Raw genomic sequence first — 12,338 nt, forward strand, 5'->3', positions numbered from 1 at the left:
CTCGCCCTTCAATCCCCATTCTGAGTTCAAGCCCGTTCTGTCACACGCTCGTTGAAGAACAGCGCCTGGCTGATCAAGGCCTTGACCATGTCGGGATTGAACGGCTTGGTCACGAGGAAGGCGGGCTCCGGTCGCTCGCCAGTCAGAAGGCGCTCCGGGAAAGCCGTGATAAAGATGACCGGGATGGTATCAACCTTGAGGATGTCATTGACCGCATCGATGCCGGACGAGCCGTCGGCAAGCTGGATGTCGGCCAGCACCATCTTTGGGCTGGTCCGTTTGTAGAGGTCGACGGCTTCGGCATGCGTTCGGGCGATGCCGGTGACCCGATGACCGAGATCCTCGACCATTTGCTCGATATCGAGCGCAATCAGAGGCTCGTCCTCGATGATCATGATATCGGTTGCGACCTGCCGGGAGATCTCCATCGACGCCTCGTTGAACAGGGCGTTGAATTCGCTTTCGCTGACACTGAGAATGGCGGCTGCCTCGTTTGTGGAGAAGCCTTCGACAGTGATCAGAAGGAATGCGTGACGCGCACGTGTCGGCACCGATGCGAGATTTGCTGCGGCGCGCTTTTCCCACGCAAACGGCGAGGTGATCGGGGGAAGCTCGACCTTCGTGGAATCATAGATCGTCACGAACAGCTTGTAGAGGGCCACGCGATCGTCGCCGGTATCCGGGAAGATCGAGATGTCGGCAATGAGCGCTTCCAGAACGGCGGCGACATAGGCATCCCCGGATGTCTGCGAGCCGGTGACGGCGCGCGCATATCGCCTCAAATAGGGAAGATGGACAGCGACGCGGGCAGTAAGGGACATGCAGTTCTCCAATCGATATGGAACAAGGTGCGGACTCGGTTGAAAACGTGGCTCCTGCAAAAAAGTTCCGGCCGTGTGGAACTTTTTTACATCCAAAATCTTATAGGGGTAATTCTCACTAGGCCTAGAAAAACAATGGAACCGATTGACCATGGCTGAAGGCCCCGCGGACAAGCTGGCTAAACCGAAAAAAAAGCCCTCCGAAGCACAACGCCAGAACGCCAATGCGATGATCGCCTCGAAGCTGCGAGGCTATTATGACGGCATCATCGATGAGGGAACGCCCTCTCATCTGCTCGATCTCCTGGAACGGTTGCACGACGCGGAATCCAAGACGACGAAATAGTCACGCAGACAAAAAACGGCCAGAGCCTTGCGGCCCTGGCCGTGTAATTTTCGTTCGGCTATCAGTCGTCACGTCCGTCACGACCAACACCCTGCATTTTGGCTACGCCGAAGACGAGCGCGGCAATCGCTGCGGTGGTCAGCAAGGATCGTCCCTTCATCATTCCAGGAACGCCCGCGAGGAGTTGCAAGGTCATCGGATCCGGCAGCTGCGACTTCGCGGCGCGGCGTCGCGCCTCCATCCGGCGTTCGGTCGCCTTGTTCATGGCCTGAATCACGAGAATGACGATGACGCCACACATGGCGGTCAGACCGGCGATGATCAGTGCGGCATAGATCGCCCCAAGTTCACCGGACAGGTAGATCCCGAGAGCCAGGAGCAAAGCCACGTAGGCGGTGAGCGCCAGAATGCCGACAATCGCGCCCCCGATGAGGGAGCGCGTGATCCGGGTGGCCGTCGGCTGTACCTTGCCGAAGGCAAGGACGCCGAGATGTCTGAAGAGTGGCAGCATGATCAGCGCCGGGTGAGCAGTGCGAGCACGTAGCCGACGCCGGCTGCAATGGCGAGCGACTGGAACGGGCGTGCGTGCACATAGGCTTCCAGATCTTCCTCGACATTGGCGATGCCCTCGCGGGCGCTGTCGACATATTGCTGAGAGGTCTCGCCAGCCTGGCGGATCTTGCTGGTGCCGAACGACGCCATGGTCTGCGTCAGCGCGGCGATATCGCGGCGAAGGGCTTCCAGATCGGCCTGGATGTCCTCGCTGGTGGCGCCACCGACGGTGTCGGCTTTCGCTTCGATCCGATCGGCGAGGTCGTTCGCCTTGCTCTCTACCTTGTTGCCGGAAGCGCTCGGTATCTGGGCCATGGGGATATCCTTCATTCGTTCAATCGATTGCTGTTCCCCTCAGCAACGCCGAGCGCGGGGCGAGTGTTCCACCGGTCCCCAATATATTCTCGGAAGCCTCGTTCTGGGGCGCACGAGCCCCTACCACCCGAAGATGGCGAAGGAACTTCCGGGGGCAGCCGGCGTTTCCAGACCCGAGGACACCGAGCCTCGACAAACACCAGACACGGGAGATTTCCGATGAATTGGAATGAGATCGAAGGCAATTGGGAGCAGTTCAAGGGCAAGGCCCAGACCCAGTGGGGCAAACTGACGGGAGACGATCTCGACGTCGTCGCCGGCAAGCGCAAGGAACTGTCTGGCAAGATCCAGGCAGCTTACGGCAAGACCCAGGAAGAAGCCGACCGCGAAATCGACGACTGGATCGCCCGCAGCTAAGACCATCCAGCTTTAGTTGGAAAAGACCCGGGGTCTCTGGCCCCGGGTCTTTCGCTGCGTTCAGTTGGCAGTCGTCGTCGCCCCGTAGGTCACACCCTTTTCCTTCAGCCAGCGGCGATAGGCGATCGAGGATGCATCTGCCCGTGTCGGGATTTCCTTGCGCGGCTCAAGTGGCAGGAGCACCGGCCGCTGGTTTTCCAGAATGATCCGGTCCTGCAGGAAGATCATCTGCTGGAAATGGATGAGCTCTGTCGTCGTCGACACGTCGTCGATCAGATACATGATCGGATGTGCCCGGCAACGGCCCGGATCGAGCGGCTGGACGAAGAGGCCGATGACATCCCAGCGATTGGCCGCATTCGGGCAGGTCTTGTAGAGGATCGTCGTAAACGGCGTCATCACCCGGTACATGTATTGCGTGGCAATCCCATCCTGCGCGGACAAGGCGGCCTGTGGCTGGAAGAAGGTGCAGTTCGTCGCCCAGACCTCGTCCTCCTCACGCCGGATCTCGACGTCATAGCTCTCCACTTCCGTGTGCGGCTCAGCGCCAAGCACATCCGTATGCACGAACGGGAAATGCGCCATGTCGAGAAAATTCTCGACGATCCGCAGACCGGACGCCTTCACCGTCACCACGCCGCAAGGGACGTAGCGGCGATCTGGCTCGTCGGCCTCGGGCAGCGGAAAGATCTCACGCTCCGGCTGGCCGAGCGTCGCCCAGAGAAAGCCGAAGCGATGACGGATCGGCAGCGCATGAGGACGTCCTTCCGCAAAGACCTCGATCCCCCCGTCCGCCTGTTTGACGACTGTTAGATCCGTTCCGAGCAGCCGGTTGCCCGACACCCCCACCGGAATGACCGTCTCGGTATCGAGCACATACCATTGGTCGAGCGAAGCCTTGTCAATTCCGTCCTGCATGGATCAGTCTTTCCTCTGGAGCAGGGGAGAAAGCACTTGAACCCCTATCTCGTCGCCCGCTAGATTGCCCAAAAATTAGAGCGCGCACAATTGCAAGGCAACACTGATCCCCATCCGATGACGCCGAAGACCGGCGAGACGACGGTCGGCTTCACCTTTTCCGGTAGGCTGGAACCGGCTGGTTTCATCGCCTTTGCCGAGCACCGCGCAGCACGACTGTCGCTCGGGCTCGCTATCAGCGCTTGCGACAAAGAGCACTGTCGCCTGACCCTGTCAGGACCGGAGGCGCTGATCGACGCCTTCGAGATGGCCGCAAGCCTCGGCCCCTATGACAGCATCGTGCTCGACGTGACCCGTTTCTCTCCGTCAAAAGACACGCCCGAAAAGGCCCCATCATGACATCAGCTTCTGCCTGGATCCCCGTTGCTCTCTCCGCCGACATCGAAGCCGGCACCTCCGCGGGCACGCTCGTCAACGGCGAGGAACGCGTCGTCTGGCGCGACGAGAAGGGCGAAATACATGTCTGGGAGGACCGTTGTCCGCATCGCGGCATGCGCATGAGCTTCGGCTTCGTGCGCGGCGACCACATCGCCTGCCTCTATCACGGCTGGCGCTACGATACCGGCGGACAGTGCCGCCACATTCCGGCCCATCCCGATCTGGAGGTGCCCAAGACCATCAAGGTCCCGACCTTCGCCGCCATCGAACGCGCCGGCATCGTCTGGATGGCGTGTGAAGGCGCCGACCCGGCCAGCCTCGCCGGATTGCCGGGAAGCGGCGAACCGGTCCGCAGCCTCTTCCTCGAACTGTCAGCAAATGCGGCGCTGCTGGCGGTGACGGCAGCCCCGCCCGAAGGGTATCGTCCCGTTCCAGGGGCTTCCGGCACGGTGACCCTGCAAGGCAATGAGGGGAGCGTGTTGATCGCTGCCCAGCCCCGCGATGCCGGACGGACAGCCTTGCACATCACGGTGTCCGACGACACCTCCGCTGCCACCCGCCGCAGCCTCGCGCTCTGGGCTGCCGACCTGCGCAACCGCATCGAGGCTCAGGCCATGGAGGCGGCATGATGATCAAACTTTACGACTACCACCTCGACGAAAACGGCTTTCGCGTCCGCCTCCTCCTCTCCATGCTCGGCCTCGCCGTCGAGACCGTTGCCGTCGACAAGGCACCGGGCCGCGAGCAGGAAAAGCCGCATATGCTGGCGCTCAACCCGACCGGCACGCTGCCTATCCTCGAAGACGGAGAGGTCAGGCTCTTCGGTACAGCCGCAATCCTTGCTTATCTTGTTCGCGCCCACGCGCCGGATAGCCCCTGGCTGCCGGCAGATCCCGCCGATTTCGGTCGTGTCCAGCAATGGCTGGGCTTTTCCGGCCGCGAGCTGAAGCCCGCAATCGACGCCCGCGAGGCGGCCCTCTTTACCTCGGAAGGCGCAAGCGACTGCGACCTCAAGGCCGCGCGCAAAGCCTTCCGCATCATGGAGGAGCACATGACGCTGCGGCAGATCGACGGCGCAGGCTGGTGTGTCGGCGACACCCCGACGCTTGCGGATCTCGCGCTTTTACCGAGCTTTGCGCTCTCGCGCGACTGCGGCATCGATCACGATGAATATCCCGCACTTCGTCGCTGGCTGCGCCGCTTCCGCGCACTACCGGGCTTCATCACCATGCCAGGCGTACCGGATTACCACTGACCTGCCTTGATGGCAGAGATCAGAGCGGCTAGGTCGGGGAACCAGCAGGGAGGTCCGCCATGATCCGCATCGTCTTTCTCGACCGGGATACGCTGTCGCCGGAAACTGTGGTTCGCGCGCCCGCGATGCCGCATGAGATGGTGGTGCATGACCGGACTGCCCCGCACGAAGTCGCCGAACGGATCCGCGACGCCGATGTCGTCATCACCAACAAGGCTCCTGTACGAGCCGAGGCGCTGGCGGGAGCCTCGAAACTGAAGCTGATCGCCGTCTCCGCCACCGGCACCGACATTGTTGACCTCGTCGAAGCCAAGGCACGCGGCATCGCTGTCTGCAATATCCGGAACTATGCCAGGCACACCGTCCCTGAACACACATTCGCGCTGATGCTGGCCCTGCGCCGCTCGATCCTGCCCTATCGCCAGTCGGTGATCGAGGGACGCTGGCAAGAGGCGGCGCAATTCTGCTATTTCGATTATCCCATCGCAGACCTCGGCGGCTCGACGCTCGGCATCATCGGCCACGGCACGCTCGGCCAGTCGGTCGGGAAGATCGCCGAAGCCTTCGGCATGACGGTGCTGGCCGCCGGCCGTCGCGGCGCGACTGATCTGAAACCCGGCCAGACCGCCTTCGACGAGGTGATGGAGCGCGCAGATGTGATCACCCTGCACTGCCCGCTGACGCCAGAAACGCGCGGCGTGATCGGCGCCCGCGAATTCGCCCTGATGGCGCGCAAACCGCTCCTCATTAACACCGGTCGCGGTGGGCTCGTCGATGAACACGCCCTCGAACAGGCGCTCGACAAAGGCCAGATATCAGGCGCCGGCTTCGACGTGACGGACGGCGAACCGCCCGCGCCCGATAGCCCGATGATGCGAATTGCGAACCGTGAGAACGTCATTCTCACCCCGCATGTCGCCTGGGCAAGCCGCGAGGCAATCCAGGCGCTGGCCGACCAGCTGATCGAGAACATCGAGCTCTTTCTGGCGGGAACCCCACGCAATCTCGTGACCTGATCCTGCTATCGCAGCCCTTGCCCTTTCTCAGCGACGCATGTCTAACTCTCTCAAAAGACAGGGAGGACGGCATGCGCTATCTGGAGGCGGATTATCAGGGCAGTGAGATCCTGACGGCAAGAAAAGGTGCGCTCGGGCTAATTGCGCTCAACCGGCCCCGGGTCCTGAACAGCCTGTCACACGACATGATCCTGGATTTCGGCAAGGCGCTCGACACATTCGAGGCCGATCCACACGTCGCGGCCGTGCTCATCACTGGCGAGGGCGAACGCGGCCTCTGCGCCGGCGGCGACATCCGGATGTTCTACGAGAGCGGCAAGGCCGGTGATGGCAAGGCCTCCCACTTCCTCAAGGCCGAGTACCGCCTGAATGCGCGTATCGCCGGCTTCAAAAAGCCCTATGTCGTCGTCATGGACGGCATCACCATGGGCGGCGGCGTTGGCGTCTCCAGCCACGGCAGCCACCGCATCGTCACCGAAACGACGAAACTCGCCATGCCCGAAACCGGCATCGGCTTCTTCCCCGACATCGGCGCCACCTGGCTGCTCTCCCGCGCATCCGGCGAACTCGGCACCTGGATGGGGCTGACTGGCGAGGCGGTGAACGGCGCGGATGCCATCACCGCAGGCTTTGCCGACTGGTATGTCCCGCAGGACCGGGTGGCCGAACTCCTGGAACGGATCGCCGCCCTGCCCGCCCCGGCGCTGGCTCAGTCGATCGCCTCGACGATCCGCGATTACACGGTGGACGGCCCGGAAGGCATCTTCTGCGAAGGCCGTGACATGATCGACCGCTGCTTCGGTTTCGACACCGTCGAAGAGATCATCGCCGCTCTCGAAAAGGAAGGCGGAGACCTTGCCGCCAAAACCCTCACCGCCATGCGCGCCAAGTCGCCGACCAGCCTGAAGGTGGCGCTCAAGATGCTGCGCGAAGCGCGCCATTCGACGGATCTCGAAACCTGCCTCGAACGCGAATTCGCCGGCACCTGCCAAGTGGTCAAGGTGCCCGATTTCTATGAAGGCATCCGCGCGGCGATCATCGACAAGGACAGGAACCCGAAATGGTCCCCGGCGACGCTCAAGGATGTGAAGCCGGAGAGTGTAGACGCGTTCTTTCTGAAAAGGCGTGAGCGACTCTTCGGCTAGTCGGCCGTAGCTCGGCTCTTACTGGCCGGGAGGCATGCGCTCGAACCTCGTCAGGGTCGGGTCAATGCAGTCCCATGGCTGGGCGGAGGCGGTCCAAGTGACGAACTGAGGTGCATATCGCTCCGGTTCGTCGAGGCTTGCCGCTCTAACAGAAAATATCTGAGGAGCATCGGGGAAGACCAGAAAAACCGGTGATCCGCAGACCGGGCAGAAGCCGCGGCGTTTGCGCGTTCCGCCATCTCCGACCAGATCCCAGGTCTGAGCCTCGCCCTCAAGCTTCACCTCGGCACCAGCGAAGACCACATGCGACGCATGGCCGGTTCCGCTGTCCATCTGGCATTGCCGGCATTGGCAATCGACCATGGCGACAGGCTCACCGATCACTTCATAACGCACGGCTTTGCAGGCGCATCCGCCACGAAAGGGCTTGGACATCGCTGTACTCCTTGTTTGATGACGCAGTTTGAGTGAAGGCACCCCTAATCGGGTTGCCGGATTGTCGCTTCGAGGCGCGGCACGACCACGTTCCAGCCGTCTCCCATATTGCGGAAGGCAACCTCGTTCTTCGGAAGCTCGAAACCGGAATGAACGAGGCGCACACGGGTGCCGTCTGCCACCGGTTCCAGAGTCCAGGTCACGACCGTATCCAGCTTCGATCCATAGCCCGGATTGGAGGCATCGCCGCCACGCCAGGCATGGGAAAAACGCCGGTTTTCAATCACCTCCAGCACTTCGCATTCAATGGTGCCATCCCAGGCGCCGGCCGGCTTGGTCTGGTAGCTGAAGCGATTGCCGACAACCGGCTCAAAGCCTTTCGGCTCCATCAACCAGCGCGCCATGATCTCGCCCGAGGTCAGGGCACGCCAGATGACATCAGGCGCATGCGGAAAAAACTCGTCAACGACGATCTGCTGTCGAGAAGAAACGTGAGCGGCGTCGGTCATGGGTCGATGTCCTTGAGAAGGGTGCGGAGATTGCCGAAGCGCTCCCGCCAGAAGACGCCGTAATGACTCATCCAGTCGAACAGGGGTTCGAGACCTTCCGGGCGGACTCGGTAAAAGGTGCTCCGCCCTTCCGGACGCTCGACGACGAGCCCGGCCTGCTTCAACGTCTTGAGATGTTGGGAGATCGCGCCTTGCGTGACCCCGCTGCCCCGGGTCAGTTCGACCACGGTGATTTCGCTCGTATTGGCAATGCGCTCATAGATGCCCCGCCGGGTAGGGTCGGCGAGTGCGCGCATGACGGTGTTGACGGCTGTTGTTTCGATCATGAGAAATCATTAGCACGGACTATTTGATGAGTCAACACTAATGATTTTTGACTACCCCTCTGCACAAGCTGGGGTAGGATGCTCACTCAATCTCATACGGCATCGGGTTCCTGACCCGGTGATCCACCACCAGCTTCCGCTTCAGCGGCGGCACGGCGCGGCTGGTGCATTTGACGCGCTCGCAGATCCGGCAGGAAATGCCGATCGGGTCGAAGGCGCCGCGATTGCTGAGGTCGAGGTCGTCGGCATAGACGAAGGCGCCGGCATAGGAGATCTCGCAGCCGAGCGCCAAGGCATAACGCGGATTGGCGGCGCGGAAGCCGGCGGAGCCTTTCGACACCTGGGTGGCAATGCAGAGATAGCGCACGCCATCGGGCGTTTCCGCCGTCTGGCGGATGATCCGGCCGGGCGTCTCGAAGGCCTGGTGCGCATTCCACAGCGGACAGGCCGCCCCGAAGCGGGCGAATTGCAGGCGCGCGGCACTGTGCCGCTTGGTGATATTGCCGGCCCGGTCGATGCGGGCAAAGAAGATCGGCACGCCCTTGAGGCCCGGCCGCTGCAGGGTCGAAAGCCGGTGGCAGACCTGCTCCAGCGAGGCCTCGAAACGGGCGGCGAGCAGTTCGATATCGTGGCGCAGGTCGCGCGCGGCGGTAAGGAAGCTACGATAGGGCAGGATCAGCGCCCCGGCGAAATAGTTGTAGAGACCCATGCGACAAATCTCGACCGCCTCTTCACTGCGGAAATTCGCCTGTTTCAGCACCTGGTCGATCTTGGTGGCCGCCGCCAGCTGGGCGATCTGGATGGCGATCTGGAAATCGCGGGTCGGAGCGGATGCATAGCGGCTGACGGTCAGGATGCGCCCCACCGGATCAAAGCGGCGGATCGCCTCGTCGCCGGCCTCGCCGCGCACCACGCGCACGCCGTGTTTCGCTTCAAGATGACCTGAAAGTGCTGCGTAATTCTCCCCCTCCCCGAGCGTCAGATCGTCGGCCAGTTGCTCGGCGGCGAGGTCGAGATCATGGATGTAATTGTCGACGAAGTGGAAGAAGTCGCGCACCTCGTCATAGGGCGTCACCTCCTGGCTGGGCGCTGCCCCCAGCCGGTCGTCGAGGCTCGCCAGCTGCTCGTTGCCACGCCTGTAGGCCTGATGCGCTGCAATCAGCGCATGGGCAAATCCCGGCGCATTCTGGGTCACGAGCTTCAGCTCCTGCAGGCTCGGCGAATAGGTCTCGAACAGGGGATCGGAAAGCGCCTCCGTCAGCGCCGACAGCAACCGGTCGTTCTGGCCCGACGACAGCTCGGTGATGTCGATGCCGAACTTTTCCGCAAGAGACAGAAGTACAGAGGCCGAGACCGGGCGCTGATTGTTTTCGATCTGGTTGAGATAGCTGGTGGAAATGCCGACCATGTCGGCAAACTGCGCCTGTGTGGCCCCGTTTGCCTGGCGGATGTCGCGGACCTTGCGGCCGATGAAGAGTTTCCCGATGGCCATTTCGCAAATTCGCAATTTTCAATTTGCAAATTCATAAATCCACAGATGCACCTGTTCAACCGTTTTCTTCTGCGGCACAGTGGAATAGGTGTCACATCAAGGCTCAGAAGCCAGAAGACCTTCGGGAGGACTTATGCTTACAATCCTGGACCAGCTCGAAGCCCGCCGCAAAGAGGCCCGCCTCGGCGGCGGCGAAAAGCGAATCGCCGCCCAGCACGGCAAGGGCAAGCTGACCGCCCGCGAACGCGTGGAAGTCCTGCTCGATGAAGGGTCCTTCGAAGAATACGACATGTATGTCACCCATCGTTGCGTGGACTTCGGCATGGCCGAGCAGAAGGTGCCGGGCGATGGCGTCGTCACCGGCTGGGGTACGATCAACGGCCGCCAGGTCTATGTCTTCTCCCAGGATTTCACCGTGCTCGGCGGCTCGCTGTCGGAAACCCATGCCCAGAAGATCTGCAAGATCATGGACATGGCGATGAAAGTGGGAGCGCCGGTGATCGGCCTCAATGACTCGGGCGGCGCCCGCATCCAGGAAGGTGTCGCCTCGCTTGCCGGTTATGCCGATGTCTTCAAGCGCAATGTCGATGCCTCGGGCGTCATCCCGCAGATCTCCGTCATCATGGGCCCCTGCGCCGGCGGTGCGGTCTATTCGCCCGCCATGACCGATTTCATCTTCATGGTGCGGGACTCATCCTACATGTTCGTCACCGGCCCCGATGTGGTGAAGACGGTCACCAACGAGATCGTCACGGCGGAAGAACTGGGCGGCGCCTCCACCCACACGAAGAAATCCTCCGTCGCCGATGGCGCCTATGAGAACGACATCGAGGCGCTCGAACAGGTCCGTCTGCTCTTCGACTTCTTACCCCTCAACAACCGCGAAAAGCCGCCGGTCCGCCCGTTTCACGATGATCCGGCCCGCATCGAAATGCGGCTGGACACGCTGATCCCCGACAGTTCCAACAAGCCTTACGACATGAAGGAGCTGATCTACGCGCTGGCGGATGAAGGCGATTTCTTCGAGATCCAGGAAGCCTTTGCCAGGAACATCATCACAGGCTTTATCCGCATGGAAGGCCAGACGGTCGGCGTCGTCGCCAACCAGCCCATGGTGCTCGCCGGCTGCCTCGACATCGATTCATCGCGCAAGGCCGCCCGCTTCGTCCGCTTCTGCGATGCCTTCTCGATCCCGATCCTGACGCTGGTCGACGTGCCCGGCTTCCTTCCCGGCACCGCCCAGGAATATGGCGGCGTCATCAAGCACGGCGCCAAGCTCCTCTTCGCCTACAGCCAGGCGACGGTGCCCATGGTAACCCTGATTACCCGCAAGGCCTATGGCGGTGCCTATGACGTCATGGCCTCCAAGCATATCGGCGCCGACGTCAACTACGCCTGGCCGACCGCCGAAATCGCCGTAATGGGCGCGAAAGGTGCTGCCGAAATCCTCTACCGTTCGGAACTGGGCGATGCCGAGAAGATTGCCGAGCGGACGAAGGAATACGAAGTCAACTTCGCCAACCCCTTCAAGGCGGCCGAGCGCGGCTTCATCGACGAAGTGATCATGCCGCACTCCTCCCGCCGCCGCATTGCCAGGGCATTCGCCAGCCTCAGGAACAAGCAGGTCGGCACCCATTGGAAGAAGCACGACACCATCCCGTTGTGAGGGGCCGACAATGACCTCCAGCTTTGCCGTGAGAGCATTCGCATCGTTTTTGTTATTGGGTACCCTAGTGGCAGACCTGTCGATGGCGCAACCGACCGAAGTGGAGATGGTCCACATCGATCCTAGTCAAATCCAATCTCTGGTCGTGCCCCCATGGGAAAGACCGACGAATGACAAAACGAGAGCATGGGAAGATAGTGTTCTAGCATCTGTCACCGATGAGTTTGGTGGGGACTTCAGGAAAGCAGCTGGTGCGGCAGCAAACAAAGGGTTCCAAGCTCTGGATGAGCTGGACTTCGCTTCGGCTTCGAAAGCTTTTAGCGAGGCGGCCGTGCTCGACCCCAAGAGCCCTTACCCATACATTGGTTTTGTAGACATCTATCGTTTGATGAACCAGTTGGAAAAGAAGGAATTTTGCCTACAAGCCGCTATCGACCGTAGTGAAAGACAAAGAGCAGCGCTGATCATGATCGGAACCCACCTGGGGATCGATGGTGATTACGGGAAGGCTGTGGAGTTCTTTAACTCGGTGTTGGAGCTTGACGCCAAGGATCAAGGGGCTCACCTGATGCTGGCGAAGACATATCGACTTCTCAAAGATCCCGAGCGAGCCGAGTATCACGAACAGCGTGCGAAAGAGTGAGCGGAAGTCGTCTTCGACCCTTCGTGAACCAAGGAACAGAGGCA

17 protein-coding genes are annotated in these 12,338 nt (G+C 61.4%); 9 read left to right on the forward strand and 8 right to left on the reverse strand.

All coding sequences use genetic code 11. From position 1 onward, the window contains the following. Positions 1-26: 26 nt before the first annotated feature. The gene (locus QTL56_RS10165; RefSeq protein WP_245135902.1) at positions 27-821 is read right to left on the reverse strand and encodes a response regulator; all 795 of its coding nucleotides are present in this window, start codon (positions 819-821) and stop codon (positions 27-29) included. A gap of 151 nt (positions 822-972) precedes the next feature. On the opposite strand from QTL56_RS10165, the gene QTL56_RS10170 reads away from it, so the two are divergent. Then, positions 973-1,167, forward strand: a complete 195-nt coding sequence (locus QTL56_RS10170; protein WP_245135900.1) for a NepR family anti-sigma factor — start codon at positions 973-975, stop codon at positions 1,165-1,167. Positions 1,168-1,228: 61 nt separating this feature from the next. Here QTL56_RS10170 and QTL56_RS10175 read toward each other — a convergent pair whose 3' ends face one another. Then, positions 1,229-1,678 carry a hypothetical protein gene (locus tag QTL56_RS10175; RefSeq protein ID WP_229574697.1) on the reverse strand — a complete coding sequence of 150 codons (450 nt, stop codon included), beginning with the start codon at positions 1,676-1,678 and terminating at the stop codon, positions 1,229-1,231. Positions 1,679-1,680: 2 nt separating this feature from the next. After that, positions 1,681-2,034, reverse strand: coding sequence for an ElaB/YgaM/YqjD family protein (locus QTL56_RS10180; RefSeq protein ID WP_229574698.1), 354 nt, complete (start codon positions 2,032-2,034; stop codon positions 1,681-1,683). Between the two features lie 219 nt (positions 2,035-2,253). On the opposite strand from QTL56_RS10180, the gene QTL56_RS10185 reads away from it, so the two are divergent. Beyond that, positions 2,254-2,451: a CsbD family protein gene (locus QTL56_RS10185; RefSeq protein WP_229574699.1), complete on the forward strand. Its 198-nt coding sequence runs from the start codon at positions 2,254-2,256 to the stop codon at positions 2,449-2,451. A gap of 60 nt (positions 2,452-2,511) precedes the next feature. On the opposite strand, the gene QTL56_RS10190 is transcribed toward QTL56_RS10185, so the two are convergent. After that, positions 2,512-3,369: an aromatic ring-hydroxylating oxygenase subunit alpha gene (locus QTL56_RS10190; protein WP_229574700.1), complete on the reverse strand. Its 858-nt coding sequence runs from the start codon at positions 3,367-3,369 to the stop codon at positions 2,512-2,514. A 117-nt stretch (positions 3,370-3,486) separates the two neighbouring features. Between QTL56_RS10190 and QTL56_RS10195 the strand changes: the two genes are divergently transcribed. From QTL56_RS10195 to QTL56_RS10215, 5 genes are all read left to right on the forward strand, one after another. Continuing rightward, the gene (locus QTL56_RS10195) at positions 3,487-3,768 is read left to right on the forward strand and encodes a hypothetical protein (protein ID WP_245135898.1); all 282 of its coding nucleotides are present in this window, start codon (positions 3,487-3,489) and stop codon (positions 3,766-3,768) included. Further along, positions 3,765-4,436, forward strand: a complete 672-nt coding sequence (locus tag QTL56_RS10200) for a Rieske 2Fe-2S domain-containing protein (RefSeq protein WP_245135897.1) — start codon at positions 3,765-3,767, stop codon at positions 4,434-4,436. Before QTL56_RS10195 ends, QTL56_RS10200 begins: the two co-directional genes overlap by 4 nt. Beyond that, positions 4,436-5,062 (forward strand): glutathione S-transferase family protein, encoded by a 627-nt coding sequence (locus tag QTL56_RS10205; protein ID WP_245136624.1) that lies wholly within the window; start codon positions 4,436-4,438, stop codon positions 5,060-5,062. The genes QTL56_RS10200 and QTL56_RS10205 overlap by 1 nt, the downstream gene beginning before the upstream one ends. A gap of 59 nt (positions 5,063-5,121) precedes the next feature. Then, a complete protein-coding gene (locus tag QTL56_RS10210; protein WP_245135895.1) occupies positions 5,122-6,078 on the forward strand; it encodes a D-2-hydroxyacid dehydrogenase in 957 nt (318 codons plus the stop codon). A 71-nt stretch (positions 6,079-6,149) separates the two neighbouring features. Then, positions 6,150-7,223, forward strand: a complete 1,074-nt coding sequence (locus tag QTL56_RS10215; protein ID WP_245135892.1) for an enoyl-CoA hydratase/isomerase family protein — start codon at positions 6,150-6,152, stop codon at positions 7,221-7,223. An 18-nt stretch (positions 7,224-7,241) separates the two neighbouring features. Here QTL56_RS10215 and QTL56_RS10220 read toward each other — a convergent pair whose 3' ends face one another. The 4 genes from QTL56_RS10220 to QTL56_RS10235 all read right to left on the reverse strand — a co-directional run bounded on the left by QTL56_RS10220 (position 7,242) and on the right by QTL56_RS10235 (position 9,985). Continuing rightward, the gene (locus QTL56_RS10220; protein ID WP_245135891.1) at positions 7,242-7,658 is read right to left on the reverse strand and encodes a GFA family protein; all 417 of its coding nucleotides are present in this window, start codon (positions 7,656-7,658) and stop codon (positions 7,242-7,244) included. Positions 7,659-7,702: 44 nt separating this feature from the next. Continuing rightward, positions 7,703-8,167 carry an SRPBCC family protein gene (locus QTL56_RS10225; protein WP_245135889.1) on the reverse strand — a complete coding sequence of 155 codons (465 nt, stop codon included), beginning with the start codon at positions 8,165-8,167 and terminating at the stop codon, positions 7,703-7,705. Further along, positions 8,164-8,493 (reverse strand): ArsR/SmtB family transcription factor, encoded by a 330-nt coding sequence (locus QTL56_RS10230; protein ID WP_245135886.1) that lies wholly within the window; start codon positions 8,491-8,493, stop codon positions 8,164-8,166. Before QTL56_RS10230 ends, QTL56_RS10225 begins: the two co-directional genes overlap by 4 nt. A gap of 82 nt (positions 8,494-8,575) precedes the next feature. Further along, positions 8,576-9,985 (reverse strand): helix-turn-helix domain-containing protein, encoded by a 1,410-nt coding sequence (locus QTL56_RS10235; protein WP_245135885.1) that lies wholly within the window; start codon positions 9,983-9,985, stop codon positions 8,576-8,578. 133 nt (positions 9,986-10,118) lie between these two features. On the opposite strand from QTL56_RS10235, the gene QTL56_RS10240 reads away from it, so the two are divergent. Both QTL56_RS10240 and QTL56_RS10245 read left to right on the forward strand, forming a co-directional pair. Continuing rightward, complete coding sequence (locus QTL56_RS10240; protein WP_245135883.1) at positions 10,119-11,651, forward strand: acyl-CoA carboxylase subunit beta; 1,533 nt, start codon at positions 10,119-10,121, stop codon at positions 11,649-11,651. Between the two features lie 10 nt (positions 11,652-11,661). Further along, positions 11,662-12,294, forward strand: a complete 633-nt coding sequence (locus tag QTL56_RS10245; protein ID WP_245135881.1) for a tetratricopeptide repeat protein — start codon at positions 11,662-11,664, stop codon at positions 12,292-12,294. Positions 12,295-12,338 lie beyond the last annotated feature (44 nt).

The organism is Peteryoungia algae (genome assembly GCF_030369675.1).
GTDB classification, from domain to species: Bacteria; Pseudomonadota; Alphaproteobacteria; order Rhizobiales; family Rhizobiaceae; genus Allorhizobium; species Allorhizobium algae.

Coding starts and splice junctions, on each gene's coding strand:
- QTL56_RS10220 (WP_245135891.1), bottom strand. CDS start 7,658: ATGTCCAAGCCCTTTCGTGGCGGATGCGCCTGCAAAGCCGTGCGTTAT.
- QTL56_RS10235 (WP_245135885.1), bottom strand. CDS start 9,985: ATGGCCATCGGGAAACTCTTCATCGGCCGCAAGGTCCGCGACATCCGC.
- QTL56_RS10165 (WP_245135902.1), bottom strand. CDS start 821: ATGTCCCTTACTGCCCGCGTCGCTGTCCATCTTCCCTATTTGAGGCGA.
- QTL56_RS10175 (WP_229574697.1), bottom strand. CDS start 1,678: ATGCTGCCACTCTTCAGACATCTCGGCGTCCTTGCCTTCGGCAAGGTA.
- QTL56_RS10185 (WP_229574699.1), top strand. CDS start 2,254: ATGAATTGGAATGAGATCGAAGGCAATTGGGAGCAGTTCAAGGGCAAG.
- QTL56_RS10195 (WP_245135898.1), top strand. CDS start 3,487: ATGACGCCGAAGACCGGCGAGACGACGGTCGGCTTCACCTTTTCCGGT.
- QTL56_RS10240 (WP_245135883.1), top strand. CDS start 10,119: ATGCTTACAATCCTGGACCAGCTCGAAGCCCGCCGCAAAGAGGCCCGC.
- QTL56_RS10230 (WP_245135886.1), bottom strand. CDS start 8,493: ATGATCGAAACAACAGCCGTCAACACCGTCATGCGCGCACTCGCCGAC.
- QTL56_RS10190 (WP_229574700.1), bottom strand. CDS start 3,369: ATGCAGGACGGAATTGACAAGGCTTCGCTCGACCAATGGTATGTGCTC.
- QTL56_RS10215 (WP_245135892.1), top strand. CDS start 6,150: ATGCGCTATCTGGAGGCGGATTATCAGGGCAGTGAGATCCTGACGGCA.
- QTL56_RS10180 (WP_229574698.1), bottom strand. CDS start 2,034: ATGGCCCAGATACCGAGCGCTTCCGGCAACAAGGTAGAGAGCAAGGCG.
- QTL56_RS10225 (WP_245135889.1), bottom strand. CDS start 8,167: ATGACCGACGCCGCTCACGTTTCTTCTCGACAGCAGATCGTCGTTGAC.
- QTL56_RS10170 (WP_245135900.1), top strand. CDS start 973: ATGGCTGAAGGCCCCGCGGACAAGCTGGCTAAACCGAAAAAAAAGCCC.
- QTL56_RS10205 (WP_245136624.1), top strand. CDS start 4,436: ATGATCAAACTTTACGACTACCACCTCGACGAAAACGGCTTTCGCGTC.
- QTL56_RS10245 (WP_245135881.1), top strand. CDS start 11,662: ATGACCTCCAGCTTTGCCGTGAGAGCATTCGCATCGTTTTTGTTATTG.
- QTL56_RS10200 (WP_245135897.1), top strand. CDS start 3,765: ATGACATCAGCTTCTGCCTGGATCCCCGTTGCTCTCTCCGCCGACATC.
- QTL56_RS10210 (WP_245135895.1), top strand. CDS start 5,122: ATGATCCGCATCGTCTTTCTCGACCGGGATACGCTGTCGCCGGAAACT.